Here is a 25,817-nt window from a genome sequence, read left to right as displayed (position 1 = left end):
CTCAGGCGATTATTTCACGTCGATCGTAATTGAGGCGCTGAGATCCGGCCCATAGGATTGATGCGCTCCATCGCCAAGCTGTAGCGTCAGCCGGTGCTTGCCGGGGGACAGCTTGAGTTGGGTTTCCGTCTGCGCCTTGCCGAAGTGAATCGAGGTTTCGCTGGCGCCGATGATTTCGCCTTTCGGAATCGGGCCGCCGTCAACGATGAGATGATGATGGCCGCTGTCCGGCGTCGTGTCGCCGGCGGGCTTCAGGTTGAAATTGTCCAGCCCGAATTTCACTGTGACCGGGCTTTCGACGCTCGCCCCATCCTTGGGCTCGATGAAATAGACGCGCGGCTCCGGCGCAGCGAGAGCCTGCGTCGCAACAGCGAGCGCTAAAACGGCGGCAAGGTTTAGGACATGCTTCATGAATTGGATCCTGTCGTCTTGATGGTGGGCCCCGGCGATCGAGCAGGATGGAGTAAGCCCGATGTCCGCCGCCGCGGAAAGCGGGTTTTTGACGAAAATTCCGCTGAAGGCCTTACATCGCAACGGCGGCGGCCAATATCAGAAGGGGCCGCTTAGCGGGCGGCGGCGCTTGACGAACCGCAGGGTTTTCGCGCCTTGTGAGCCGCAGGCCAGCCTCGTCTGTTCGAAGGAAAACGCACATGAAATGGTTTGGGGCAATCCTTGTCTCGGTCGCTATGGCGGCTCCCGGCGTAGCCCTGGCGCAGCGCTACCGCGAACCGCCGGCGTCTTACTATGAGCCCCACGATCCCTGCCCGACGGGATATTCGCTGCAGCAGCAGGACCGCGCGGCCTATGATTGCTCAGGCACACGTGGCCGCATGGGGCTTGGCGCAAGCCCCTATAATCCGGAAGGTCCCGGCAACTTTTCCCTCGGAAGATAGGCTGCGGGCGTAAGGCCGCTAGCTGAGGGGGAGGCTCGCCTCCTCCTTCTCGTAGTTCCCGAGGCGCCGGCGCGGCAGCGCCCAGACGAGGCCCTGCTCGAAACCGGCCCCGGTCCACTCCTGGACAGCCACCCTGATCGTGTCCGGGCCGGCTTCGATGGTCAGAAAACAGGCCGGAGTTCCCCGCGTCCGTTGCGAGAGCGTGCCAGCTCCCACCGCATAGGTCTTTCCGTCGCCCCACGGCAGAGCGAGAGAGAACGGATTATGCACATGGCCGCTGAGGATCAGATCGATGTTTTGCTCGGCGAGCAGGCGCGCGGCGGCAAGGCCGCGATGCACGCCGCCCGATACGGCGGCGTTCGTCATCTCGACCAGCGGATGGTGGCAGACGAACACCTTGAGCGCCTTGGTTGCGACCGTCATCTCCTTGGCCGCCTGCCGCACGGCGTCAAGGTCGATTGAGCCCTTCGACCAGTCGAATCGGGGCTGAACGCCGCGCGCCGTATTGAGGCTGCGCACGGTGAGGCCGGGAAGAAAGCCGGCCGCGGCGGGCTGGCCGACGTAGGCGCGATAGCGGCCGAAAGGCCAAAAAAGGCGTTGCGGCAGGTTCCAGACCGGCGTGTCATGATTGCCGGGAGTGACGATCTGCGGTTGTGGCAGGCTCGCCAGCCAGTCCCGCGCGGCAGAAAATTCCTGCGATCGTCCCTCGGCGGTGAGGTCGCCCGAAACGATCGTGAGGTCCGGCCGCAGCGCCCTCGCGGCGGCGGCGGCGGCTTCGACGGCGTCGCCGTTCTCAGTGCCGAAATGTGGATCGCTGAGGTGGACGAGCCGGATGAGCGTGGGGGCGGCGGTCACAGTTTGGCGTCGGCCGCTGCATCCGGCAGCGGAGCATCTGGTCCGACGAGCGCGTAGAAGGCGTTGGGGACAAAAGCGACCTCGACGTCGTGGTCCAACCGGCACAGTTCGCCGTCGAGCAGGCATGGAATGGCTTGCCTTGCGGTAATATGCGCCGCCTTGCAGCAGTGCGAGCGGACTGCCGGATCGCTTCGCCAGTCGCCAAACAGGGAAGCAAAGCCAATCCGAAACGCGTCGACGGCGTGGCGCGGATCGAGCGCCACCGCCTCCATAAATGCCTCGCCGGCGCAGGCCTCCGTCATCAGTGGCGAGACGAAAGCGACCGCCTCCGCCTTGCTTTGCGGAACTCCGTCGAGTTCGAAGCGTAGCTTGGACTTGAAGGCGAGGGCGAGCGCCCGCCGCGCCCGCGTCAGGGCCAGCATGAGCTTTCCGTGCCGGACTGCCTCGCGCGCCGGCGCCCAGAGCGCTGGCGCGCCGAGAATCGCCGCGACATAAAACGGCCGGCCGGCAACCGAGCCGCCCGGCGTTGGGCGAACGACTCCGGCGCGGAGGGCGCCGTCGAGAGCGTCCTGCCAACTGTGGCGCCCATAGAGCGCATAGGGCAGCATGTTCATGGTGCCGCCGGCGAGCGGGGCGAACAGGGGGCCGTCCGCTCCGCATAGCTCGGCGGCGAGGCGCGCCGTGCCGTCGCCGGCCAAGGTGATGAGCAGATCCGGATTTTTATCGACGGCGGCGCGCAGCGCCCCGGCAATTTCACCCGGGCCCACGCTGACGACGTCGGCGCCCGGCGAGAAATTCGCGACGATGCGGCGAAGCTCGTCGGCCGCGCCGGCTCCGACGCCGCCGCCGGCCTCATTGACGATTGCGGCGATGCGCCGGATGGACGGCGTCCTGGCGGGGCGGAGATCAAGGTCTGGCGACAAATCATTGGTCATGGTGAACCAAACGCCGCGCCGCAGCTAGCCGTTCCGGAGAAAGACGATGTACGCTCTGCTTTAGCCGTCCCCCTTGTCGCGTAAGGCCTCCTGCGCCTGTCTCGTCTCGGGAGCCGCTTTTCGCGCGATGGTCCAGAAACACAATGCGAAGGCGGCGCCCGCGGCCCAGCCGGCAATAATGTCGGACGGCCAGTGGACGCCGAGAAAGATCCGGCTGACGCCGATCGCAACCGTCATCAGCACCGCCAGCGAGACCAGATAAAACCGCACGGCTTTCGACGTCTGCGTTTCCGCGACGATCGCGGCGATGGTCAGATAGGCCGCCGCCGAGATCATCGCATGGCCGCTCGGAAAGCTGGCGCTCCAGCTCTGCGTCAGATGCGGAACGATATCCGGCCGGGTCCGGTGAAAGCTGAGTTTGATCAAAGCGTTGAGCGCGGAGGCGCCGCCGATCGCGGCCACAAGAATCACGAGAGCGCGCCACCGCTTGGCCAGAATGAGAAAGCCGCTCGCGGCGGCCGTCATGAGCCAGATCACGGTGAAGCCGCCGAGCGCGGAGATATCGATCGCCGATTGCAGCAGCCAGGGCGGCCCGATGGGGATGGCGGGGTCGGCCGGCGTCCGAAAGGCAAGCAGAAGCGCCCGGTCGGTCGCGTCCGTGCCGCCTTCAAGCACTTCGTCGACGATGAGGGCGAAAGCGATTAGAGCCGAGATCAGGAACAGCGCGACCAGCGGCTGAAATCCGGACCGCTCGATCGCGGAGCGAATCGTTTGCAGGGACGGCTTCAAGGCGCGTTCAGCCTCATGTCGGAGGAGCCTTCTTGTGGGGCAGCCTGAAGGGCCAGTCGATAACGCCGGAGCAGAAAAGCGCCCACCAGACCAGCACGGGCTGCATCACGAGCCTTGGCCCATGATAAAGCCAGCTATCGGGCAGGCCCTCGACGCGCACGCCCGCAAAGGCGTGTTTGAGATTGGCGGGGAACACCGCGATCGCGTAAAGCGCCAGCATAATTCCGGCGAGGCGGCGCAGGCGGGGGATCATCAAGCCGAGCGCCCCGGCAATCTCGCAGGCGCCCGTCGCGAGCACGACGGCGCCGGGAAATGGGACGAAATCCGGCATGATCGGCAGAAACCGGGCGGGATAGGACAGGTGCAGCACGCCGGCGGCAAAATAGAACGCCGCCATCGCCCAGCGCATCGGCGCGCGAAAACGATCCGCCCGCGATGATCCTGCGCCCGGGTTCGCCGCCGCGCCTATTCGGCCGCCTCGGCGGCTACGACCGACTCCCGCGCGCGCGCCTCATGTTCGAGCGCCCAGGCCTCGGCCGCCGCGCGGTCGATGCCGAGTTCGACCAGCAAAGCGACGGCGAGATCGAGGCCTGGCGGGGTCGAGGCGTCAATGACGGGCAGGAGGCCGATCGCAGCAAAAGCCGCGTGTTCGGCTTCGTTTGCCGCAAGCGTGAAGCGCTTGATGTGGGGAAAGGCCAACGCTGCAAGGGGGGTCAATTCGCGCGAGATCTGAAGGTCCGGCGTCGTGATGACCACAATTTTCCGCTCCCTGACGTTGAGCGGCTCCCAAATGCGCGGATCCGCCGCATCCCCGAACAAAACCTCATAGCCGTCGGCATTGGCGTCGGCGAAGGTCTTCTGGTCGGCCTCGATCGCCGCATAGCCGATGTCGAATTCGCTCAGCGCGTCGGCGACGGTGCGACCGACGCGCCCCATGCCGATAATCAGCACGGGAGCGGCGAGTTCGCTCTGGAGAAGTTCGCGCTCCTGCCTCGCCGCCCGACGCGCGCGCATTTTGCCGGCGAGTTTGCGGCCGAGTTTTGCGATCGCCGGCGTTAGCGCCAGACTGAGAGCGACGGCGGAAATAATGATCGCTGCGGCGCGGTCGCCGATCAGGAGACGCATCGTCGGCATGCTGAGGATGACAAAGGCGAATTCCGAGCCCTGAGCCAGCAGGAAGCCGAGCTGGGTCGAGCCTGGGATCGACCAGCGGAAGATCAGGCTCGAGACGCCATTGGTCACGATCTTGATGGCGATCAGAGCGATGGTGACGCCAAGGATCGCCAGCCAGTTCTGGCTGAGCGCGTTAAGGTCGAGCGACAAGCCGACGGAGATGAAGAAGAAGCTCAGCAGCAGATTGCGGAACGGCTTGGTCTCCGCCTGAATGATCGGCCGATAGGGCGTCTCCGCGATGATCATGCCGCCGAGAAATCCCCCGAGCGTGAGGGAGAGGCCGATCGAGCCCGTGGCCCAGCTCGCGGCGAGGGCGACGAGCAGGGCGCTTGCCGTAAACACCTCGGCGTTGTCGGTGCGGGCGATGAGATCGAACAGCGGCCGCACGACAAGGCGGGCCAGCGCAAAGGCGACGCCGAAGGCCGCCGCCGCCTTGACCACCGCCAGGAAGAGCTGCGGCGCCATCGGCCCCGACTCGCCGCCGATGGCGTTGACGATGATCAAAAGGAAGATCGCGGCGACGTCCTGAAAGATGAGAATCGCCGTGGCGGTCAGGCCGACAGGGCAATTCTGCTGGCGCCGCTGAGCCAGCAGTCCGGCGACGACCGCGGTCGAGGAGAGCGCCAGCGTCGCGCCGAGCAAAAAGGCGGGCAGCGGGGCGAGCCCCAAAATGAGGCCGCCAAGGCCAAGACCGAGCGCGCCAAGCGCGACCTGCACCGGTCCGAAGCCAAAGATGTCGCGGGCCTGTTCGCGCAGATGGTTGAGCGAGAAATGCAGGCCGATGTCGAACAGCAGGAAGACGACGCCAAGCTCCGCCAGCAGGGCGATGGTGGCGCTCGCGCCGTCAACGCCGCTGGCGTGCAACAGGATGCCGAGCGCCAGATAGCCGACGATTGGGCTGAGGCGCGCCGCGCGGCAGGCCACGGCGGCGATGACGCCGAACAGCAGCAAAAGCACGACGGGCAGCAGCGAATCGAGGACAGCGTGGATATGGTCCATGGCGATCAGCCTCGCTTCGCTTCGAGGAAGCGATGGATGTCGGACACCACAACCGAGCCTTCGCCCACCGCCGAGGCGACCCGCTTGGTCGAGCCGGCGCGGACGTCGCCGACAGCAAAAATGCCGGGCAGCGAGGTCGCGTAGGGAGAGGCCGCCGAGCCCCCAACCGCCGCCCCTGTCGCGACGAAACCTTTTTCGTCCAGCGTCAGGCAGCCCGCAAGCCAGCCCGTGTTCGGCGTCGCGCCGATCATGACGAACATGTTACAAACCTGCAACAGCTGGCTTTCGTCCGTTGCTCTGTCGGTCAGCGTCACCCCGCTCAGCCGGTCGCCGCCATGGAGGCCGGTAATTTCGGTCCGCGCATGAAGCGTGATCGATGGGGAGCCCAAAATCCGCTCGATCAGATAATAGGACATGGTCGCGGATAGATCGGGAGCGCGCACGACGATATGCACATGCCGCGTCTTGCGCGACAGAAACAGCGCGGCCTGGCCGGCCGAATTGCCGCCGCCGACGACGATGACGTCCTCGTCGCCGCAGAGCGCGGCTTCCATGGCGGTCGCGGCGTAATGAATGCCCTGGCCTTCGAACCGTTCGTAATCGGGCAGGTCGAGCTTGCGGTAGCGGGCGCCGGAGGCGATGACGAGCGTCTCCGCGCGAACCTCGCCGCCGTCTTCGAGCTGCAGCACCAGCGGCGATCCGCAGCAATCGATCCCCGCCACATCGCGCGAGATCGCCAGCTTGGCGCCGAATTTCTGCGCCTGCACCTGCGCGCGGCCCGAAAGCGCCTGTCCCGAGATGCCGGTCGGGAAGCCGAGGTAATTCTCGATCTTCGAGCTCGTGCCCGCCTGCCCGCCGGGCGCCTCGCCTTCGATCACCAGCGTGTCGAGCCCTTCCGAGGCGGCGTAAACGGCGGCGGCGAGGCCGCCCGGACCGCCGCCGACGACGACGACGTCATAGACATGGGCCGGATCGATCGTCTCGGTGAGGCCGAGCGCGTCGGCGAGCGCGGCTGTCGAGGGGTTGCGCAGCACCTCCTGCCGGGAATCGATCACGACGGGCAGCTGATCGGCCTTGATCTCGAAGCAGTCGATGAAGCCGTCGGCGTCGGGGTCGGTTTCGGTGTCGAGCAGCCGGTGCGGATAGGCGTTGCGGGTCAGAAAGCGCTGCAGCCGGATGGTGTCGCCGGAGTGCGCCGGACCCACCAGAAAGACGGCGCCGCGCGCGTGACGGATGAGGCCGACCCGGCGCAGAATGAACGCCCGCATGATGATTTCGGCGCAATCGGTCTCGATTGAGGCCATGCGGCGAAAATCGGCGCGTTTGACCCGGATGAGGCGCGTTTCCCCGCGCGTCCGCCCGCTGACGAGCGATTCGCGCTCGTTGAACAGATTGAGCTCGCCGGTGAACTGCCGCGCGGTGAGGACGATAAAGACGTCCGGCTGGCAATCCTCGCCATGATCGAAGATTTCGATCGCGCCGTCGAGGACGATGAAGAAATCGCTGTTGCGCTGGCCGCGATCGAACAGAATTACGCCGGACGGCAGCAACTCCTGCTTGCCGAACATGGCGAGGCGCGCGACCTGCTCATGCGTCAGCTGCGGAAACGTTTGCGCCCGGCGCTCATAGGGGTCGGCCGGATCGAGCGCGGAGCCAGTCGTAAGCTGCGGCGTTTCGAGCGTTAAGGTCAATCGCGCGTCTCCGTTGCGGGCAAATTTGGGTCTGCGGACAGCGCGCGCGGCGTGGCGGCGGGGCGATCCTTATCAAAGTGGCGGCGAAGCGGAATTTTCGGCGAACCGCGGCCGGATGGCAAGGCTAAAATCCGCCTGGCCCAAACGCGCCAGATCGCAACGGTCAGAGCGGCGCGTTTTCAAAACGCGAAGACGCCGTCGCCTCGGAGGCTGCGGGATGAAGCGGCAGGGTGATGATGAATTTCGCGCCCGGGGGCTCGGCTGCGCTCGCCGTCGCGGGCGGAGCAAGCGTCAGGGACCCGCCATGGGCGCGCACGAGATCGGATGCGATGACGAGCCCAAGGCCCGTGCCGCCGGCGCGATCGGCCGTGAAAAAGGCGGCGAACAGTTTTGCGCGGGCCGAATCCGGGACGCCGGGGCCGGAATCCGAAACCTCGATGATTGTTTCGGCGCGTCCGGCAGGCGCGCCCGTCGCGCCCTTTGCCGCCGGGCCGCCGGCGGGACGCCCATCGTAAGGCCCGAGCCGCTCGCGCGCCGCAATGCGTATCTCCGCCGGCCAGCCGGGAGCCGATCCGGCGCTCTGCAAGGCCTCGACGCCGTTGCGCAGAAGATTGACGAGGACGCGGAACATCTGCTCCGGGTCGGCGCAGACCTCGAGGCGTTCCGGCGCGTCATTGACAAATTCGATATGCCCGGCCGCCAGCGGCCCGACGCTTTCGATCGCTTCCTCGACAAGCGGGCGCAGCAGAAAGCGGCGCGGCTTCGGCGGCTCATCCACGGCCCGGCCATAGGTCATCGTCGCCTGGCAAAAGCGGATCGCCCGATCGAGCGTCGCAACGAGTTTCGGGGCGATGCGCTGGGCCAGCGGATCGGTGACATTGGCGAGACGATCCGACAGAAGCTGCGCCGAAGACAGCATGTTGCGCATGTCATGGTTGATCTTCGCCACCGCGAGGCCGAGCGCAGCGAGATGCTTTTTCTGGTTCAGCTCGCGCACGAGCGATTCCTGCATGACGGCGAGCGCCGCCTCCGCCTGGCCAATCTCGTGTTCGCTGCCGGAGGGCTCGATGATCCGCGCCGCATTCTCAGGGTCCGCGCCGAATTCGGTAATATTGTCGGTCAGCCTTCGGACCGGCCGCAGCACCATGATATTGATGGCGATCGTCGCCAGGATCGCGACGATCGCGGACATCACGAGCGTCATGATGAGAAGTCGCCGCGAATAGGCCTCCATGCCGCGCTTGAGCGGCGCTTCATCCATGGTGATCGCGACGGCGTCGCCTCCCATCGGAGCCGCCCCCAGAACGGTGATGACGCGCCCGCTCGGCGCGAACAGCGTCTCGATGGCCTCGAGCGGGACGTCCCCGAGCGACTGGGTGCGCAGATCATAGACAGCGTCGACGGCGGGCGGCAGGTCGGAGGAAGCGAGGATCCGCTTGGTGCCCTTCATATTGAGGACGATAACCCGCGCGCCGACGCTATCGAGCAGCTGGCGCGACAGCTCGGGCGGCGTCATTGCGCTCGGCGCCGCTTCAAGCACGAGCGCGGCCGTGTAGGCGGCGCTGAGCCGGTTGTGCAGCCAGTAGGAGCGGTAGATCGAGATGGCCGGCACGTAAATCATCGTCGCGGCGATCATGACGAACGCCGTATTCAGCACCAGCACGCGCATCGAGAGGCCAAAGCGCAGCTTGCGCCGCCGGCCCGCGCGCGCCGTCCGCGCCGCCGGCTCTGCGGCGAGCGACTCATGGCCTACGTTTGGAGGAATGGCGAGCTCGCTCATGGGCTTTCAGCGCTCCAGCGCGGCAAAGGCGGCGGCCGCAGCCACGAGTCGGCCGCCATCATCGTTGGGGCGCTCCGCGGCGTCGGGGCGCTTTCTTTCCTCGAGGCGCGCGCGAAGCGAAATTTTACGGCACACCGCGCCAAGGCCAAATCGAAAGCGTACATCTGTCCGCATATGGAGAGGGCGACGGGTTTGATCAACTCCCAGCCCAAGCTTGCGCCGGGCGTCGGCCCGAAATTATTCATCCCGCCCGGACGACCCGACGCGGAGCCGCGCGCCGTATCTGGCGTCTGGCGAGAGTTCTGCCGCATCGCAGTCTTCAATCTCATAAACTTCGCTTTCGACGACGGCGTCGCCCCGCGCCACCCTGCAGCTGCAGATACTTTAAGACTCTAACTTCTTGATCAAAATACCGTTTGAGATTTCATTCAAAAGCACCAAGTTCTAGCAGGCGGCTCGGCCGCCGCATGTGTGATTTCACACGCGCTGGTCTTAGACGACGCATCCGCTGTTTCATTCCATGAACATCATACGCTTGCGGGCCTGTTTTTGTTTCGCGCTTATGAGATTGGCGGCGCGCGCCGGGCCGACCATGCGGCAGGGATTAACCCCCCGCGATTTTGAAAGTATCAGCGCTTTTTTGAGCCGATCTCGACGCGCTGCGCATGATTTGAACAATCCGGTGGCATGATGTCGCGGCAATTTCCGCAAAACTAGGCGAGATCGGCGCTGACCGAGAGCAGCCGGCGTCAAAATGACACTTTCGCTACACTCCGCCTTCGCACGGGGGTTGCTTCAACATGTCTTTGCGAAGTGGTATAGCTCCTGCAAGGGTTTCAGGCGGCTCATCCTTTCTGGAGGCGGAATATGCATATCGCAATGGTTGGCTCAGGCTATGTTGGACTGGTTTCTGGAGCCTGCCTCGCCGATTTCGGGCATAACGTCACCTGCATCGATTCCGACGTGCGGAAAATCGATTCCCTCAAGGCCGGCAAGATGCCGATCTATGAGCCGGGTCTTGCAGAACTGGTCGGCAACAATGTCCGCCACAAGCGCCTCTCCTTTACGACCGATCTCATCGGCACCGTCGGCAAGGCGGACGCCGTCTTCATTGCGGTCGGCACCCCTTCACGGCGCGGCGACGGCCACGCGGATCTCTCCTATGTCTATCAGGCCGCGCGCGATATTGCGGCGGGCCTCGACGGCTTCACGGTGGTGGTCACGAAATCGACGGTGCCGGTCGGAACCGGCGACGAAGTCGAGCGCATCATCCGCGAAGCGCGGCCCGACGCTGAATTCGCCGTGGTCTCGAACCCCGAATTCCTGCGCGAAGGTGCGGCGATCGACGATTTCAAGCGGCCCGACCGCATCGTTCTCGGCGTCGAGAATGAGCGGGCCAAAGAGGTGATGACGGAAGTCTATCGCCCGCTTTACCTCAACCGCGCGCCTTTCGTCTTCACGAGCCGCCGCACGTCGGAACTGACAAAATACGCCGCGAACGCGTTTCTCGCGACCAAGATCACCTTCATCAATGAGATCGCCGATCTCTGCGAGCGGGTCGGCGCCGATGTGCAGGATGTCGCCCGCGGCATCGGCCTCGACAACCGCATCGGCTCGAAATTCCTGCATGCCGGGCCGGGCTATGGCGGATCCTGCTTTCCCAAGGACACGCAGGCGCTGATCAAGACGGCGCAGGATTATGATTCGCCGATCCGCATCGTCGAGATGGTCGCCGCGGTCAACGACCAGCGCAAGCGCGCCATGGCCCGCAAAGTCTTCGCCGCGCTCGGCGGCTCGGTGCGCGGCAAGACCATCGCGGTGCTCGGCCTGACGTTCAAGCCGAACACCGACGACATGCGTGATTCGCCGGCGATTTCGATCATCACCGCCCTTCAGGACGGCGGCGCCAAGGTCAATGTGTTCGACCCGGAAGGCATGGATCAGGCGCGCCTCGTGCTCGAGGATCTGACCTATTTTTACGATCCCTATTCCTGCTGCGACGCCGCCGACGCGCTTGTCATCATCACCGAATGGGACGAGTTCCGCGCTCTCGACCTCGAGCGGGTGAAGTCGCTCTTGACGGCGCCGATCATGATCGATTTGCGCAATATCTATGATCCGGCCGAAATGGAGCGCAAGCAGTTCCGCTATTCCGACGTCGGACGCGGCGCCCGGGCCAAAGTCTAGTCCCGGCTTTATTTCGTTCTCGCCTTGGCGCGCGTGGTCGGCTCCGCGCGCGCCGGGTCGTCCGGCCAGAGATGGCGCGGATAGCGGCCCTTCATCTCCGTGCGAACCGCCGCCCATGAGCCGCCCCAGAATCCCGGCAGATCGGCGGTGACCTGGATCGGCCGCGAGGCCGGCGACAGCAGTTCGAGCGTCAGCGGAATTTTGCCGCGCGCCAGCGCCGGATGGCGCGACAGCCCATAAAGCTCCTGCACTCGCACCGAAAGCGTCGGCGGCCCTTCCGATGAATAGTCGAGCGGGATGCGCGATCCGGCCGGCGTCTCGAAATGCGTCGGCGCCTCCGCGTCGAGACGGCGGCGCATATCCCACGCCAGCAAGGCGCCAAGGGCCTGTTCAAGATCGTCCGAAGTGATCGCGGCGAGGCTCGTTCGGCCCTCGATGAAAGGGGCCAGCCAGTCCGCCGCGGTTTGCGCCAGCGCCGCGTCCGAGAGATCCGGCCAGGATTCCTCCGGCTCGGCGCGGCGCAGGAAGGCGACCCGGTCGCGCCATTGCGTTTGCGCTTTGGTAAACGGGAGCTTCGGAAGCCCCCCGGAGGCCGCAATTCCCTCGGCGAGTGCGCGGGGCTGAGTCCGGCCCGGGGGGCGCCGGCAGGTTCTGCTCGCTGAGAATGAGAGCGCCAAGCCGTCGCCGTCGCCGCGCCCGCAGCGACAGGCTGCCCGGATCGAAGCTCACCTCTTCCTGCATTATGATGTCGGCGCCGGCCGCCTCTTCAAGCTCTGATTCGCTGAGAGCGGCGGCGGCGAGGATGCGGGCGGCGCCGGCCCGGCCGGCGATCTCTCCGATAGCGAGGAGATTTTCGCGCGCCAGCGCGTCATGCGGCTCCAGCGCGGCGGCGCGCCCGTTCGCCATCAGAAACTCGCCCAAGGCGCCGCGGCGCTTGGCGATCCGGTCGGGAAAGGCGAGGGCGAGGCAGGCGCCGCATTGCGAAGCGTCCAGAATTTCCCAGCGGGCCGCCGCCTTGCGCGCAAAACCCTGCGCGAGCTTTCGCGCGGCCTCGGCGCGTGGCGAGCGGTCGCGGCGAAAGCGATCGAGTTTTTGCGCGAGTTCCGGCGATTCGCCGCCAAGCCCGCGCTCGACGAGCAGCGTCGCGACTTCGGCGGCGAGGGCGCCGAAACCTTGCGCCGCGGCGAGGATGATCATGCGCGCCAATCGCGGCGGCAGCGCGAAAGTCTGGATTTTGCGGCCAAGATCGGTCAGCGCGCCGTCCGGTTGAAGCGCGCCGATTTCGCCAAGCAGGGCTCTCGCCTCCTTCAGGGCTGGGAGCGGCGGCGGATCGAGCCATTTGAGGCTCAAGGGATCGCGCGCGCCCCAGGCGGCGAGATCGAGAACAAGGCCGGACAGGTCGGCCGCCGTGATTTCGGGCGGCGCGAAGGGCGTGAGCGAACCGGTCGCGGCCGCTTCCCACAGACGGTAGCAGACGCCCGGCTCCGTGCGGCCGGCGCGTCCGCGGCGCTGGTCGGCCGCGGCGCGCGAGACGCGCACGGTTTCGAGCGAGGTGAGGCCGCGATCGGGCTCAAATCGGGGCGCGCGCGTCAGCCCGCAGTCGATCACGATCCGCACGCCCTCGATCGTCAGCGAGGTTTCCGCGATCGACGTCGCCAGCACGATTTTTCGTTGCGGCGGCATGATCTTCTCGATGGCGCGGTCCTGCGTCGCGCGGTCCAGCGCGGCGTAGAGCGGCGCGATCGTCACCGCCGGATCGCGGATCTTCTCGGCAAGCATCGCCGCCGTGCGTAGAATCTCGCCCTGGCCGGGCAAGAAAATGAGGATCGAGCCGCTCTGTTCCGCGAGCGCGCGAAGCGCGGCGGCGGCGACGGCGGCCTCGATTCGCTCACCCGGCTTGCGGCCGAGATAGCGCGTCTCAACCGGAAAAGCGCGTCCCTCGCTGACAATCACGGCGGCGTCGTCAAGAAGCGAGGCGACCCGCGCGCCATCGAGCGTCGCCGACATGATGAGGAGACGCAGATCCTCGCGGAGGGCGGCGGCGGCGTCGAGAACGAGCGCCAGCGAAAGGTCGGCGTCGAGCGAGCGCTCATGGAATTCGTCGAAAATGACCATGGCGACGCCCGTGAGGGCCGGATCGACGAGGATCATACGGGTAAAAACGCCCTCGGTGACCACTTCGAGCCGTGTCTGCCGCGAGACTTCGGTCTGCGCCCGGACGCGCAGCCCAATCGTCTCTCCGACTTTTTCGCCGAGCGTTTTCGCCATGCGGTCGGCCGCTGCGCGGGCGGCGATGCGGCGCGGCTCCAGCATGATGATTTTCTGGCCGCGCGCCCAGTCCTGTTCGATCAGCACGAGGGGCAGGCGGGTGGTTTTGCCGGCTCCAGGCGGAGCGACCAGCACGGCCCGCCGCGCCGCCGCGAAATGCGCCATGACGTCGCCGAGGACGGCGTCGATGGGCAAAGGGGAGGAAAAAACGGGCGGCGAGGGGGAGGGCTCAGGCATTGCAGCTTTGATGGCGCTTCGACGGCCGATCGGCAAGGGGCGACGCGCTCATCAGGGGTTGGGCCAAACCGCATGGCGCGCGGCTTGCAACGCGGTCGGGCCATGCGGCGGCGCAAAAAAACCTGCAACCGGCGTCCTGTGGCGGCGTTGACACGGCCAAGGCTTATCGGCCACGGCCCGCTATGAACGCATCTTGATTAAAGCTAGTTTCAGCCCGTGCGGGCAGTCGGCCTGCTCGCGCCGCAGCGCATCATGACGTCTGCTGAAGGACATCGAGTATGGCGCAGCAGATTGCGCATGAAACGCCGGCGTCCGGCAAGCCCGGGGCGAGCCCGCCTCCCGCCGGCCAGACGTCGCCCGGGCATCATGCCGGCCACCCGCCTGCCGGCCATCCGCCGGCTCAGCACAAGACGGCGGTCGCGGGTCTGGCGCTGGGCTCTCTCGGCGTCGTTTTTGGCGACATCGGCACGAGCCCCCTCTACGCGCTGCGCGAATCGCTGCATCACATGAAAGGCGAAGTCACCGACACCGGCGTGATCGGCACCGTGTCGCTGTTGATCTGGGCGCTATTCTTCACGGTGACCGCCAAATATGTGCTGTTTCTGATGCGCGCCGACAATAAGGGAGAGGGCGGCACCCTCTCGCTGATGGCGCTGGCGCAGCGCGCGCTCGGCCATCGCACCGCCCCGGTGTTTTTTCTCGGCGTCGCCGGCGCCGCGCTGTTTTCGGGCGACGCCATCATCACGCCGGCGATCTCGGTTCTGTCCGCCCTCGAAGGCCTAGAACTGGTGACGCCGCATTTCTCGCCCTACGTGCTGCCGGCGACAATCGTTCTCCTTATCTCGATTTTCTGGGTCCAGAGCCATGGCACCGCGCGCGTCGCGGCGTTTTTCGGCCCGATCATGGCGGTCTTTTTCCTTTCCATGGGCGTGCTCGGCGCGATGCACATCCATGATTCACCGCGCATTCTCCTCGCCTTCGATCCGATCCGGGGCCTCGCTTTTCTGTTCGGCCACGGCCTGCTCGGCTTCGTCGTGCTCGGCTCGGTCTTCCTCGCGGTGACGGGAGCCGAGGCGCTTTACGCGGATATGGGGCATTTCGGGCGCCTGCCGATCCAGGGCGCGTGGCTGTTGTTCGTGCTGCCGGCGCTCGTCCTCAACTACCTCGGACAGGGCGCCCTTGTCCTGTCCAACCCCGCCGCGGTTGAAAATCCCTTCTTTCTGATGGCGCCGTCGTGGGCGCTGCTGCCGCTGGTTCTTCTGGCGACGATGGCCACCATCATCGCCAGCCAGGCGGTGATCACAGGCGCTTTTTCGCTGGCGCGTCAGGCGATCCAGCTCGGCCTCTTGCCGCGCATGCTGATCTTGCACACCTCGGAGACGCAGGAGGGCCAGATCTATCTGCCGCGCGTCAACCGGCTGCTGCTGATCGGCGTGCTGATTCTCGTGCTGATGTTCAAGAGTTCGAGCGCGCTCGCCTCGGCCTATGGCATCGCCGTCACCTGCACCATGGTGGTGACGACGCTGCTCGCTTTCGTCGTCGTGTGGAAGCTTTGGCGCTGGCCGCTCTGGCTCAGCGTCCTGTTCGTCTCCGCCTTCCTCATCGTCGATCTCGCCTTCCTCAGCGCCAATCTTCTGAAGGTCGTCGATGGCGGCTGGGTGCCGCTGCTGCTTGGCGCCTGCGCGATGATCGTGATGTGGACCTGGGTCCGCGGCGCCGACCTTCTCGCGCGAAAGACACGGCGCGATTCGATCTCGATGCGGGATCTCATCCGCATGCTCGAGAAGTCGAAGCCGATCCGCGTGGCGGGCACGGCCGTCTTTCTCACCACCTCGCCGGAGGTCGCGCCCTCCGCCTTCATGCATAACCTCAAACATAACAAGGTGATGCATGAGCGGGTACTGCTCATGTCGGTGAAGACCGAGGAGACGCCCCGCGTGCCTCCGGAAAAACGCATCGAGATCACCAAGCTGTCCGACGACTTTACCAGCATCGTGCTTCATTTCGGCTTCATGGAGAGCCCGCGCATCCCGGCGGCGATGGCGAGCCTGCGCAAGGCGGGGCTCAAATTCGACATCATGACCACCTCCTTCTTCGTCGGGCGGCGCAAGATCAAGCCGGCGCAGAATTCCGGCATGCCGATGTGGCAGGACAAGCTGTTCATCGCGCTGTTTCGCCAATCGGCCAATCCGACGGATTATTTTTCCATTCCCTCCGACCGCGTCGTCGAACTTGGCGAGCAACTGACGATCTGACGTCGTCGCTCCCGTCGAAAATCCCTCTGGACAGCCTCCGCGCGGGCGATGCGCTCCAGCGCCGGCTTTGCTAGCTTGGCGCGATGTCCATCGAACCCGAAGCAAGAAAATCGCGCGCGCAGGCGGCGGCGCCCGAGAGCGCGGCCCGACGCCCCAGTGAGCCGCAGGACGGTCCCGCCAAAATCTCGCCGATGATGGCGCAGTTCATCGCGATCAAGGCGGCCCATCCCGGCTCGCTCCTGTTCTACCGCATGGGCGATTTCTACGAACTCTTCTTCGAGGACGCGGAGATCGCCGCCAAGGCGCTCGGCATCGTGCTCACGCGGCGCGGCAAATATCAGGGCGAAGACATTCCGATGTGCGGCGTGCCCGTCGAGCGCGCGCAGGAATATCTGCACCGGCTGATCTCGCTCGGCCATCGCGTTTCCGTCTGCGAACAGATCGAAGATCCAGCCGAGGCGAAAAAGCGCGGCGCGAAATCGGTAGTGCGGCGCGAGGTGCGCCGGCTCGTCACCCCCGGCACGATTACCGAGGAGACCCTGCTCGATCCCGCCAGAGCCAACAGGCTGCTCGCGATCGCGCGCGCGCGCCAGGCTGACGGGCAATGGTCTTACGGCCTCGCCGCGCTCGATATTTCGACCGGCGAATTTCTTCTCAGCGAAGCGCCCGAGGCCCAGATCGAGACCGAGATCGCGCGCATCGAGCCTGCCGAGATCGTCATTCCCGAGGGGCTGATGGATCAGCCCCTGTTCGTCCGCCTCGCCCGCGAAGCGCGGGCGCCGCTGACGCCGCTCGGGCGCCTCGCCGCCGAGGGCCCGGCAGCCGAACGGCGCATTTGCGATTTCTTCGGCCTCGCGACGCTCGATGGGCTTGGCGCGCTGTCGCCTGCGGAAATCGCGGCGGCGGCGGCGGCGCTATTTTACGTCGATCGCACGCAATTCTCTGCGCGCCCGGCCTTGAGTCTGCCGACGCGGGTCGCGCGTGAGGCGCATATGTCGATCGACGCCGCGACGCGGGCCAATCTGGAGCTGACCCGGACGCTGGGCGGCGCGCGTGAAGGATCGCTGATCGGCGCGATCGACCGCAGCGTGACCGCCGCCGGCGGCCGGCTGCTGGCCGAGCGGTTGGCGGCACCCTTGACCGATCCGGACGAGATCACGCGGCGCCAGGAGGCGGTCGCCTTCTTCTTCGACGAGCCGGCGCTGCGCGAGGCGGCGCGGCGGGCGCTGAAAGCCGCGCCCGATCTCATGCGCGCAATCGCGCGGCTTGCGCTCGAGCGCGGCGGTCCGCGCGATCTCGCCGCCCTGCGCGACGGATTCTTCGCCGCCCGCGCGCTCGTGGAGACGCTCCGCGCCGCGGAAAATCTTCCCGGCGAACTTGCGCAGGCATGCGCGGCGGCTGGCGCGCTCGATCCGCTGGTCCCGCAGAAGCTTCAATCGGCGCTCGCCGACGCCCTGCCGCTCAACCGGCGCGACGGCGGCTTCGTCGCCCCAGATTTCGACGCCGGCCTCGACGAGTTGCGGGCGCTGCGCGACGATACGCGCAAGGTCGTCGCGGCTCTGCAGGCGCGCTATTGCGACCTCGCCGACATGCGCCAGCTCAAGCTGAAGCATAATAATTTTCTCGGGTTCTATCTGGAAGCGCCGCAGGCGCAGGGCGAGAAACTGCTGAAGCCGCCGTTTGACGCCATGTTCATCCATCGTCAAACGATGGCTGGCGCAATGCGCTTCTCGACGCCGGAGCTCTCCGAGCTCGACGTGAAAATCTCAACGGCCGCCGATCAGGCGCTTGTCCGGGAACTGTCGATTTTCGATGAGCTCGCAGCGACCCTGCTGGCGCAGGGCGAGGCGATCAAGCGCGCCGCAGCGGCGCTCGCCTGCATCGACGCGGCGGCGGGCCTGGCGGAACTCGCCGCGGATTGCGGCTGGACCCGGCCGGAGGTCGACGGCTCGCTGAAATTTCACATCGAAGGCGGCCGCCATCCGGTGGTTGAGGCGGCGCTGCGCCGCGGCGGCGCGCCCTTCGTCGCCAATGATTGCGATCTGTCCGGGCTCGCGGAGGAGGGCGGCCGCATCGCCGTCGTCACCGGGCCGAATATGGCCGGCAAATCGACCTATCTGCGCCAGAACGCGCTGATCGCCGTGCTGGCGCAGATCGGCTCCTTCGTGCCCGCGCGGCGCGCCCATATCGGCGTCGTCGACCGGCTGTTTTCGCGCGTCGGCGCGTCGGACGATCTCGCGCGCGGGCGCTCGACCTTCATGGTCGAGATGGTCGAGACAGCGGCGATCCTCAATTCCGCCAGAGCCCGATCGCTGGTCATTCTCGACGAGATTGGCCGCGGCACGGCGACCTTCGACGGCCTCTCGATCGCCTGGGCGGTGATGGAGCATCTGCATGAGGTCAATCGCAGCCGGGCGCTGTTCGCCACCCATTTCCACGAGCTGACCCAGCTTGGCAAACGGCTGGCGCGGATCGACAATCTGACCGTGCGCGTCAGCGAGTGGAAGGGCGATGTCATATTTCTGCACGAGATCATCGCTGGCGCCGCCGACCAATCCTATGGCGTGCAGGTGGCGAAGCTGGCCGGGCTGCCGGCGCAGGTGGTCGCGCGGGCAAGGCTGCTCCTGTCCGAATTCGAGGCGGCGGAGCGCATGAGCAGCCGCGACCGGCTCGTCGCCGATCTGCCGCTGTTTTCCGCGTCTTACGTCAAGGCCCCGGAGCCGGCTGAGATCGCCCATGGCGGCGGGTCCGCCGACGCCCTTGGAGCTGCGCTCGACGCGGTGAACCCGGACGAGCTCTCGCCGCGGGCCGCGCTGGAGGAGCTCTATCGCCTGAAACGTTTGCGCGCCGGCGAGGCGTAAGCTTGCGTTGATCTGGACAGGGCCGTCCTTGTTTGCGCCCTTATGCGGATCGCCGTTTCATTGCCTGCAAATCAATCGTATAGATGACGCTGCCCGGAAGGGCGGCGAAGGGGGCGCTCGCAATGGCCGATGACGAACTGCCGCGCGTGGACCAGCAGGTCTGCTTCGCCCTCTATTCGACCCTGCATGCGGTGAACAAGGTCTATGCGCCGCTGTTGGAGCCGCTCGGCCTTACCTACCCGCAATATCTGGTGATGCTTGTGTTGTGGGAGGCCGACGACATTACGGTCAAGGCCATTGGCGAGCGCGTCTATCTCGATTCCGGCACCCTGACTCCGCTCCTGAAGCGGCTTGAGGCCTCTGGCTTGCTCGCCCGCGCGCGCGATCCGAAGGATGAGCGTCAGGTGCGCGTCAGCCTGACGCAAAAGGGCGGCGACATGCGCGCCTCGGCCAAAACCATTCCCGGCGAGATCGCCCGGGCGATGGGCCGGTCGCCGGAGGATTTGAAGGCCGTGCGCAAGGAGTTGCGGCGGATCCGCAACGCGCTGCTCGGCAAGCGCGAAAAGCCGGACAAGCCGCCGAAGGCCGGTTCGCGGCTCGATCCGGGCTGAAGGTCGGAGCAACAGCTTGCCGCGTCAGCGATTTTGCAGCATCCGCGACACCACCTTCGAGGTGTAATCGACCATCGGCACGATGCGCGCGTAATTCAGCCGCGTCGGCCCGATCACCCCGAGCACGCCGACGATGCGCTGATGCTCGTCGTGGAAGGGCGCGGCGATCATGGACGAGCCGGAGAGCGAGAACAGCTTGTTTTCCGAGCCGATGAAGATGCGCACCCCCTCGCCGCTGTCCGCCCGGCTCAAAAGGTCGATCACGTCCTTTTTGGTCTCGAGATCGGCGAACAGCAGGCGGATACGTTCGAGATCTTCGATCGCGGTGAGGTCCTGCAGCAGATTGGCCTGACCCCTGACGATCAGCTGCGGGCCGCTGCCCGCGCTGTCGGCCCAGCTCGCAAGGCCGGCGTCGACCAGCCGGGCGGTCAGCTCGCCAAGCTCACGCTCGGCTGCGGTCTGCGAGGCTTCGATCTCGCGCCGGACCTCGGCGAGGGTGCGGCCACGAATTCGCGCGTTGAGGAAATTCGCCGCCTCGACCAAAGCGGAAGGCGGCAGCAGCGGCGGGATATGCAGAATGCGGTTTTCGATCGATCCATCGTCGGCGACGAGGACGGCCAGCGCGCGTTCGGGCTCGAGCCGCACGAATTCGATATGTTTCAGCCGCGCGTCTTCCTTCATGGTGACCACGACGCCGGCGCCGCGCGTCAGCCCGGAGAGCAGGCTCATCGCGTCGCCAAGAACGCCTTCGAGCGGCTGCTCATAGGCGGCGGCCTTGACCTGCGCCTCGATCTGCTCCCGCTCGCCGGGGCCGACGTCGCCGAGCTCCAGCATGGCGTCGACGAAAAAGCGCAGACCAAGCTCGGTCGGCAGTCGTCCCGCGCTGGTATGGGGCGCGTAAATCAGCCCGATTTCTTCGAGGTCCTGCATGACGTTGCGAACGGACGCCGGAGACAACGGCGTCGGCAGCAGCTTCGACACCTGGCGCGAGCCGACCGCCTCGCCATAGGCAAGATAGGAATCGACGATTTGCCGGAAGATTTCTCGGGACCGCTCGTTGAGGCTGGTGAGGCCTCGGGAGCGCACCCGATCGAGGGAGTGGTCGAGAGGCGTGGCCATCTCAGGACAATGGCCGCGGGGCCGCGCCGATGCAAGCGCCGCGATGCAGCCTCTGATCTGGACGCGGCGTCGTCAGCGCGGGCGTGTTGATGCGTCAGCCGGGCGCAAGCGCGTCTTCGAGACAGCTTTCAAGGTCGCCAAGCTGAAAAGGCTTTTGCAGCACTTTTGTCCCCGCATAGCATTGATCGAGCCCGCGCGGGCCGTAGCCCGAAAGGAAGATGAAGGGGATCGCGCGCGAAATCAGCACGTCGGCAATCGGAAAGCTCCGTTTGCCATTCAGATTGATGTCCAGCATCGCAAAATCGGGCTTTGTGCGCGTGAGCGCATCGAGCGCCGCTTCCACCGAGGGCGCGACCTCAACATAGTTGCAGCCGATATCGGCGAGCATGTCCTCGATCAACATGCTGATCAAGGCTTCGTCCTCAACAACAAGAACGCGGAATTCACTGTCGATTTTCAAGGCGCTCCGCCATCAAACGCAAGGACTCTCCGAAGTAAATCCGGCAACGCTTGATTGGTTCCCTAAAATCCGGCGTGAAATCTCATGTGGGGCGAGTCGTCAGGCTGGCGAAAGCTTGCGGCCCTTGAATGGCCTCGGGCAGTCCGCTGAGGGAAAGCCGCGAGCGCATACAACCGTGCAAACCAACCCTCGACCCGCGGTCGCCGCGGGCGGCGCTTCTCGACGCGAGTCGCCCACTCGAGCTCTTTTCAATTCGCCTCGGCCGGCGCGCACGGCTCGGCGCTGTTCGCGAGATATGCATGAGCGTGCCAAAATATGAAAGCGCGGCTGTTTCGGGTCAAGGCCATAGTCGCGACAAAGCGCTGCTGCAGGTCGCGATTACGCGGGCGTTCGCCTTTCTGAATTCCGGCCAACCGGACGAGGCGCTGGCGGAGCTCGGCGGACACGCCCAGCGGGCGGCGCGGAGCGATCTCGCCTGTTATGTCTTCGGGCTGATTTGCTTCAACGCCGGGGATCTGCGCGAGGCGCTGATCTGGTTCGAGCGCGCGCTCGCCTTGAAGCCCGATTATTTCGAGGTGCTCAGCGCGCGCGCCATCGTGCTGCAAAGACTCGGCCAGCCCGAGGATGCGCTCGAGGCTTTTGAGGACATCCTGAAACTGCGCCCGAACGACGCCGACGCGCTGTTCAGCATCGGCGTCATTTTACAGAGTCTTGGCCGCATGAACGAAGCGCTCGTCTCCTATGAAGGCGCTTTGCGGGCGCAGCCCAAGCATTGCGAGGCGTTGACCAATCGCGGCGCTCTGCTCGAACGATTTGGCCGTCTTACTGAGGCGCTGTCCTGTTTCGAAGCGATCATCGCGCTGCGCCCCAACAATGGCGGAGCCCTCTTCAACAAGGGCTCGGTGCTGCAAAAGCTCGGCCGCAACGAAGACGCGCTCGCCGCCTATGAGGCGGCGGCGCAATCCGGGCCGCCCGATCCCGAGACCGAGCTCAATCGCGGCAATGTGTTGCAAAAACTCGGACGGCTCGATGAAGCGATCGTCTGCTACGACCGCGCAGCGCGCCGGCCTGGGGGTTATCCGCAGGCGCTCTACAACAAGGGCATTGCTTTGCAGGCGCTGGGCCGGCGGTCGGCCGCCCTTGCCGCTTATGACGCGGCTCTCGTGCTCGACCCCCGCTACTGCGAGGCGATCTGCAATCGCGGCAATCTGTTGCATGAACTCGGCCGGCTCGAGGACGCCTATATGGCCTATGCCGCGGCGCTGAAAATCAGGCCCGCGTTCCTGCCGGCGCTGACCAACCGCGCCAATATCTGCCTGCAATGGGGCCGCCTCGACGAAGCGATCCGCCATTGCGACGAGGCGTTGCGGCATGATCCAAAATACCCGCAGGCGTTGGGCTTGCGCGGCGCGGCGCTGCACCGCCTTGGGCGGCTCGAGGAGGCGCTCGTTTCGCTCGACCTTGCCGTGTCCGTCCGACCGGCCGCGCCGGAGGCCTGGCTCAATCGCGGCAACGTCTTGCAGGAGATGGACCGGCTCGCCGACGCCGTCGCCTCCTACCATGAGGCGCTCCGGCTTTCCCCTCATTATCCGGAGGCGCTGTCAAGCCTTGGCGTCGCTCTGAAGGAACAGGGGGATGTCGACGAAGCGCTTGCATGTTTCAACGAGGCCATACACTACAAGCCAGACTATCCAGATGCGCGCAACAACAGGGCCGGAGCGCTGTTGCTGATGGGGAGGCTGAAAGAAGGTTTTCGCGACTTTGAAAGTCGTTGGGATCGATCCAACGCGCCGCCGAGACCCATCATTCCCGCGGCGGCCCGGTGGACCGGCGAGGATCTGACGGGCAAAAAAATTCTCGTTTACGATGAACAGGGGCTTGGCGATCTCATCCAGTTCTGCCGCTACATTCCCTTGCTTGAGGAGCGCGGGGCTGAAGTCACCCTGTTGTGCCGCAGGACCATGCAAAGGCTGCTGCGCAGCCTGGATTCCCGCGTTCGGATGATCGACTCCCTGGACCCTCAAGACCGGTATGATTTTGCATCCGCCTTGCTCAGTCTGCCAGGCGGATTCGGCGCGGAGCTCGAAACGATTCCGGCGCAGACGCCTTATCTTTTCGCGGAGCCCCAGGCTGTCGCCCAGTGGTCGCAGCGCATCGGCCCCGAAGGATTTCGGATCGGCATATGCTGGCGCGGAAATTCCGCGATCAATTTGAAGCGCGGCTTTTCCCTGGACTGCCTCGGCCCGATCGCCGCGATCGAGGGCGCGCGCCTGATCGGCCTGGTCAAGGGCGAAGGGCCGATGGAAATCGAGACGCCGCAGGGATCGGCGCGCATCGAAGGGCCGGGGCCCGATTATGACGCAGGGCCGGACGCCTTTATCGATTGCGCCGCCGTGATGGAATCTCTGGATCTCGTCATCACGTCGGACACCGCCATAGCCCATCTCGCCGGCGCGCTTGGACGGCCTGTGTTCGTCGCCCTGAAACATGCGCCGGACTGGCGATGGCTGCTGCATCGTCTAGATTCGCCATGGTATCCGACGATGCGGTTGTTCCGCCAAAAGGAGCGCGATCAATGGCGGCCCGTTTTCGATGAAATGGCTGCGGCGGTCGGCGCGCTTGTCCGCGGCGTCGGCAATTCTATCCCGCCGCCCGATTTGTCTTCCAGCGATCAGAGCGTCGCGGCAGGACCGCACGCGCTCCAACCTGAAGACCCGCCGGCGCTCATCGCCATACCGGCAGGCGTTGGCGAACTCATCGACAAGATCACAATTCTTGAGATCAAGGAGCGCCGCGTCGACGATCCGGCCAAGCTGCACAACATACGCTTCGAACTCGCCCTGTTGCGCAAGCTTCGAGATGAGCACGATCTGTCGGACCCTGCGCTCGCGCGTCTTGAGGCGGAGTTAAGAAAGGCCAATGAATCTCTGTGGGATGTCGAAGACGCATTGCGCTCGTGCGAATCGAAGAACAAATTCGACGAGGAGTTTGTCTCTCTCGCGCGACTTGTCTACACCTGCAACGACAAGCGCGCTCATGTGAAGAAAGAGATCAATCTGTTGTTCAATTCCGCCATTATCGAGGAGAAATCCTACGCCCGCGCGTGAGGCCTGGCGTCGCGTCATCTGCCATCGGCGCGCCAAGTCCGGCAGCGGAAAAGCCGACGCGACGGATCGGGCCGATTCGACGTCGCGGAAGCCTACAGGACAACCGCTTCTCCACGTCCAATTCAAAACGCGAAAGGCCGAGAATTACGAAGCTAAAGGCAAGAAAAGTCACGCTGCGCCCGGTTCGCATTCTGGGGGAGAACGCCCTGCGCCGCGGCAAAGCTGCTGGAACTTATGCGCGACTGCAGCATTGAACGATCAATCCCTGACGGAAAGGATAATCGATGCGTATCGCGCTGGTCGCTCCATTGGCTGAAGCTGTGCCGCCGAAACTATATGGGGGCACCGAGCGCGTCGTATCCTGGCTTTGTGAAGAACTCGTCCGGCAGGGACATGACGTCACTTTATTCGCGAGCGCCGAATCCGTAACGAGCGCCGAATTCGCGCCATGCGCGCCGCGTAGCCTGCGGCTTGCGGGCATAAAGGACCACATCGGCAGCACGCTCGCAATGCTGCGCGCGGTGCGCAAGCGCGCGCATGAGTTCGACGTTATTCATTTTCATGTCGATCTTCTTCCGAACGCGCTGTTTCAGGACATTGCCGACAAATGCCTGATGACGCTGCACGGAAGGCTCGATCTGCCGGACGCCCTGCCGCTCTATGAAGCCTATCCCGAGATGCCGCTCGTCTCGATCTCGCTGTCGCAACGCCGTCCCATGCCAAAAAGCGCAAACTGGCTCGCGACCATCAATCATGGTTTGCCAAAGCAGGTCTGTCCGTTCAATCGGGAAGGCGGCGACTATCTTGCCTTTCTCGGCCGCATCTCGCCGGAAAAGCGGCCCGATCGGGCGATCGAAATCGCCAAGCTCGCCGGGGTGAAGCTGCGCATCGCGGCCAAGGTCGACGAGGCCGATCGCAAATATTTCAAGACGACCATCGAGCCGATGCTGGATCATCCACTGATCGAGTTTATTGGCGAGGTCAACGAGAGCCAAAAATCGGAATTTCTCGGCAATGCGCGGGCCCTGTTGTTTCCGATCGATTGGCCCGAACCCTTTGGCCTTGTCATGATCGAGTCCATGTCGGCGGGAACGCCGGTCATCGCCTGGCGCAACGGTTCCGTGCCGGAGGTCGTGACCGATGGCGTGAGCGGCGTCATCGTCGAGTCGATCGACGAAGCCGTGCTCGCCGTCGAAGCCGTCGCCAAGCTGAGCAGATCTGGCGTGCGCGCAGAGTTCGAGAAGCGCTTTACGGTTGAGCGGATGGCGCGCGACTATGTCGACGCCTATCGCCGGCTCCTCGGCCGCGGCGCGCTCAAGGACTATGCTTCGGCCCTTGCTGCGGCGCAGCCGGTAAGGGCTCCCTTGGCTGCAGCTCCATTCGGCGCGGGGCAGGATTGCGCTGTCGCTCCTGGCGGCATGCTCCAAACGCCGCTGGCGCCTGCGGCCGCCGAGCGGGCGGCCTGGTCTGAAGGCGCCGCGAAGACGGGACGGTTCACGTCCAGCCTTTAGGATGCGGAGCGCCGGGGCGGCGAGGAGGAACACGACGTTTTGTCGACGACCTTCATGCGCGCCGAATGCTGGCGTTGCGTCCCTTG

Annotated in this window: 17 protein-coding genes and 1 pseudogene; 7 read left to right on the top strand and 11 right to left on the bottom strand. The window is 65.3% G+C overall.

The features are described from left to right. Positions 1-9: 9 nt before the first annotated feature. Positions 10-411 carry a DUF4399 domain-containing protein gene (locus MSIL_RS11945; protein ID WP_012591337.1) on the bottom strand — a complete coding sequence of 134 codons (402 nt, stop codon included), beginning with the start codon at positions 409-411 and terminating at the stop codon, positions 10-12. Between the two features lie 239 nt (positions 412-650). Here MSIL_RS11945 and MSIL_RS20800 point away from each other — a divergent pair, with 239 nt between their 5' ends. After that, positions 651-893: a hypothetical protein gene (locus MSIL_RS20800; RefSeq protein WP_012591336.1), complete on the top strand. Its 243-nt coding sequence runs from the start codon at positions 651-653 to the stop codon at positions 891-893. A gap of 18 nt (positions 894-911) precedes the next feature. Here MSIL_RS20800 and MSIL_RS11940 read toward each other — a convergent pair whose 3' ends face one another. From MSIL_RS11940 to MSIL_RS11910, 7 genes are all read right to left on the bottom strand, one after another. Further along, positions 912-1,748, bottom strand: a complete 837-nt coding sequence (locus MSIL_RS11940; RefSeq protein ID WP_012591335.1) for a metallophosphoesterase family protein — start codon at positions 1,746-1,748, stop codon at positions 912-914. Further along, positions 1,745-2,683, bottom strand: a complete 939-nt coding sequence (locus MSIL_RS11935; RefSeq protein ID WP_012591334.1) for a diacylglycerol/lipid kinase family protein — start codon at positions 2,681-2,683, stop codon at positions 1,745-1,747. The genes MSIL_RS11940 and MSIL_RS11935 overlap by 4 nt, the downstream gene beginning before the upstream one ends. 60 nt (positions 2,684-2,743) lie before the next feature. Then, positions 2,744-3,472 carry a phosphatase PAP2 family protein gene (locus MSIL_RS11930; protein WP_012591333.1) on the bottom strand — a complete coding sequence of 243 codons (729 nt, stop codon included), beginning with the start codon at positions 3,470-3,472 and terminating at the stop codon, positions 2,744-2,746. Positions 3,473-3,485: 13 nt separating this feature from the next. Further along, a complete protein-coding gene (locus tag MSIL_RS11925) occupies positions 3,486-3,881 on the bottom strand; it encodes a DoxX family protein (RefSeq protein ID WP_012591332.1) in 396 nt (131 codons plus the stop codon). A gap of 56 nt (positions 3,882-3,937) precedes the next feature. After that, on the bottom strand, positions 3,938-5,644 hold the full coding sequence (locus MSIL_RS11920) for a cation:proton antiporter domain-containing protein (protein WP_012591331.1): 1,707 nt from the start codon (positions 5,642-5,644) through the stop codon (positions 3,938-3,940). Between the two features lie 5 nt (positions 5,645-5,649). Then, on the bottom strand, positions 5,650-7,335 hold the full coding sequence (locus MSIL_RS11915) for an FAD-dependent oxidoreductase (RefSeq protein ID WP_012591330.1): 1,686 nt from the start codon (positions 7,333-7,335) through the stop codon (positions 5,650-5,652). Positions 7,336-7,498: 163 nt separating this feature from the next. After that, positions 7,499-9,115, bottom strand: coding sequence for a sensor histidine kinase (locus MSIL_RS11910; protein ID WP_012591329.1), 1,617 nt, complete (start codon positions 9,113-9,115; stop codon positions 7,499-7,501). Positions 9,116-9,982: 867 nt separating this feature from the next. Here MSIL_RS11910 and MSIL_RS11900 point away from each other — a divergent pair. Then, positions 9,983-11,302: a UDP-glucose dehydrogenase family protein gene (locus tag MSIL_RS11900; RefSeq protein WP_012591328.1), complete on the top strand. Its 1,320-nt coding sequence runs from the start codon at positions 9,983-9,985 to the stop codon at positions 11,300-11,302. 8 nt (positions 11,303-11,310) lie between these two features. Here the strand turns inward: MSIL_RS11900 and hrpB are convergent. After that, a pseudogene (gene hrpB / locus MSIL_RS11895) lies at positions 11,311-13,807 on the bottom strand (ATP-dependent helicase HrpB). 278 nt (positions 13,808-14,085) lie between these two features. On the opposite strand from hrpB, the gene MSIL_RS11890 reads away from it, so the two are divergent. From MSIL_RS11890 to MSIL_RS11880, 3 genes are all read left to right on the top strand, one after another. Then, positions 14,086-16,062: a potassium transporter Kup gene (locus MSIL_RS11890; RefSeq protein ID WP_012591327.1), complete on the top strand. Its 1,977-nt coding sequence runs from the start codon at positions 14,086-14,088 to the stop codon at positions 16,060-16,062. A gap of 83 nt (positions 16,063-16,145) precedes the next feature. After that, entirely contained in the window at positions 16,146-18,923 is a 2,778-nt protein-coding gene (mutS, locus tag MSIL_RS11885) for a DNA mismatch repair protein MutS (protein ID WP_012591326.1), read from the top strand. A 122-nt stretch (positions 18,924-19,045) separates the two neighbouring features. Beyond that, positions 19,046-19,534 (top strand): MarR family winged helix-turn-helix transcriptional regulator, encoded by a 489-nt coding sequence (locus tag MSIL_RS11880; protein WP_012591325.1) that lies wholly within the window; start codon positions 19,046-19,048, stop codon positions 19,532-19,534. Positions 19,535-19,558: 24 nt separating this feature from the next. Here MSIL_RS11880 and hrcA read toward each other — a convergent pair whose 3' ends face one another. Further along, complete coding sequence (gene hrcA, locus MSIL_RS11875) at positions 19,559-20,653, bottom strand: heat-inducible transcriptional repressor HrcA (protein WP_012591324.1); 1,095 nt, start codon at positions 20,651-20,653, stop codon at positions 19,559-19,561. 94 nt (positions 20,654-20,747) lie between these two features. Continuing rightward, positions 20,748-21,113 carry a response regulator gene (locus tag MSIL_RS11870; RefSeq protein ID WP_012591323.1) on the bottom strand — a complete coding sequence of 122 codons (366 nt, stop codon included), beginning with the start codon at positions 21,111-21,113 and terminating at the stop codon, positions 20,748-20,750. A 299-nt stretch (positions 21,114-21,412) separates the two neighbouring features. Here MSIL_RS11870 and MSIL_RS11865 point away from each other — a divergent pair, with 299 nt between their 5' ends. Together MSIL_RS11865 and MSIL_RS11860 are read left to right on the top strand one after the other, a co-directional pair. Further along, entirely contained in the window at positions 21,413-24,220 is a 2,808-nt protein-coding gene (locus MSIL_RS11865) for a DUF6165 family protein (RefSeq protein ID WP_012591322.1), read from the top strand. A gap of 284 nt (positions 24,221-24,504) precedes the next feature. Next, a complete protein-coding gene (locus MSIL_RS11860; protein ID WP_012591321.1) occupies positions 24,505-25,731 on the top strand; it encodes a glycosyltransferase family 4 protein in 1,227 nt (408 codons plus the stop codon). Positions 25,732-25,817: the final 86 nt, after the last annotated feature.

The sequence above is a fragment of the Methylocella silvestris BL2 genome (genome assembly GCF_000021745.1).
Lineage (GTDB): Bacteria > Pseudomonadota > Alphaproteobacteria > Rhizobiales > Beijerinckiaceae > Methylocapsa > Methylocapsa silvestris.
The sequence above is the reverse complement of the archived record's forward strand: the minus strand, read 5'-3'. Positions and strand labels throughout refer to the sequence as shown.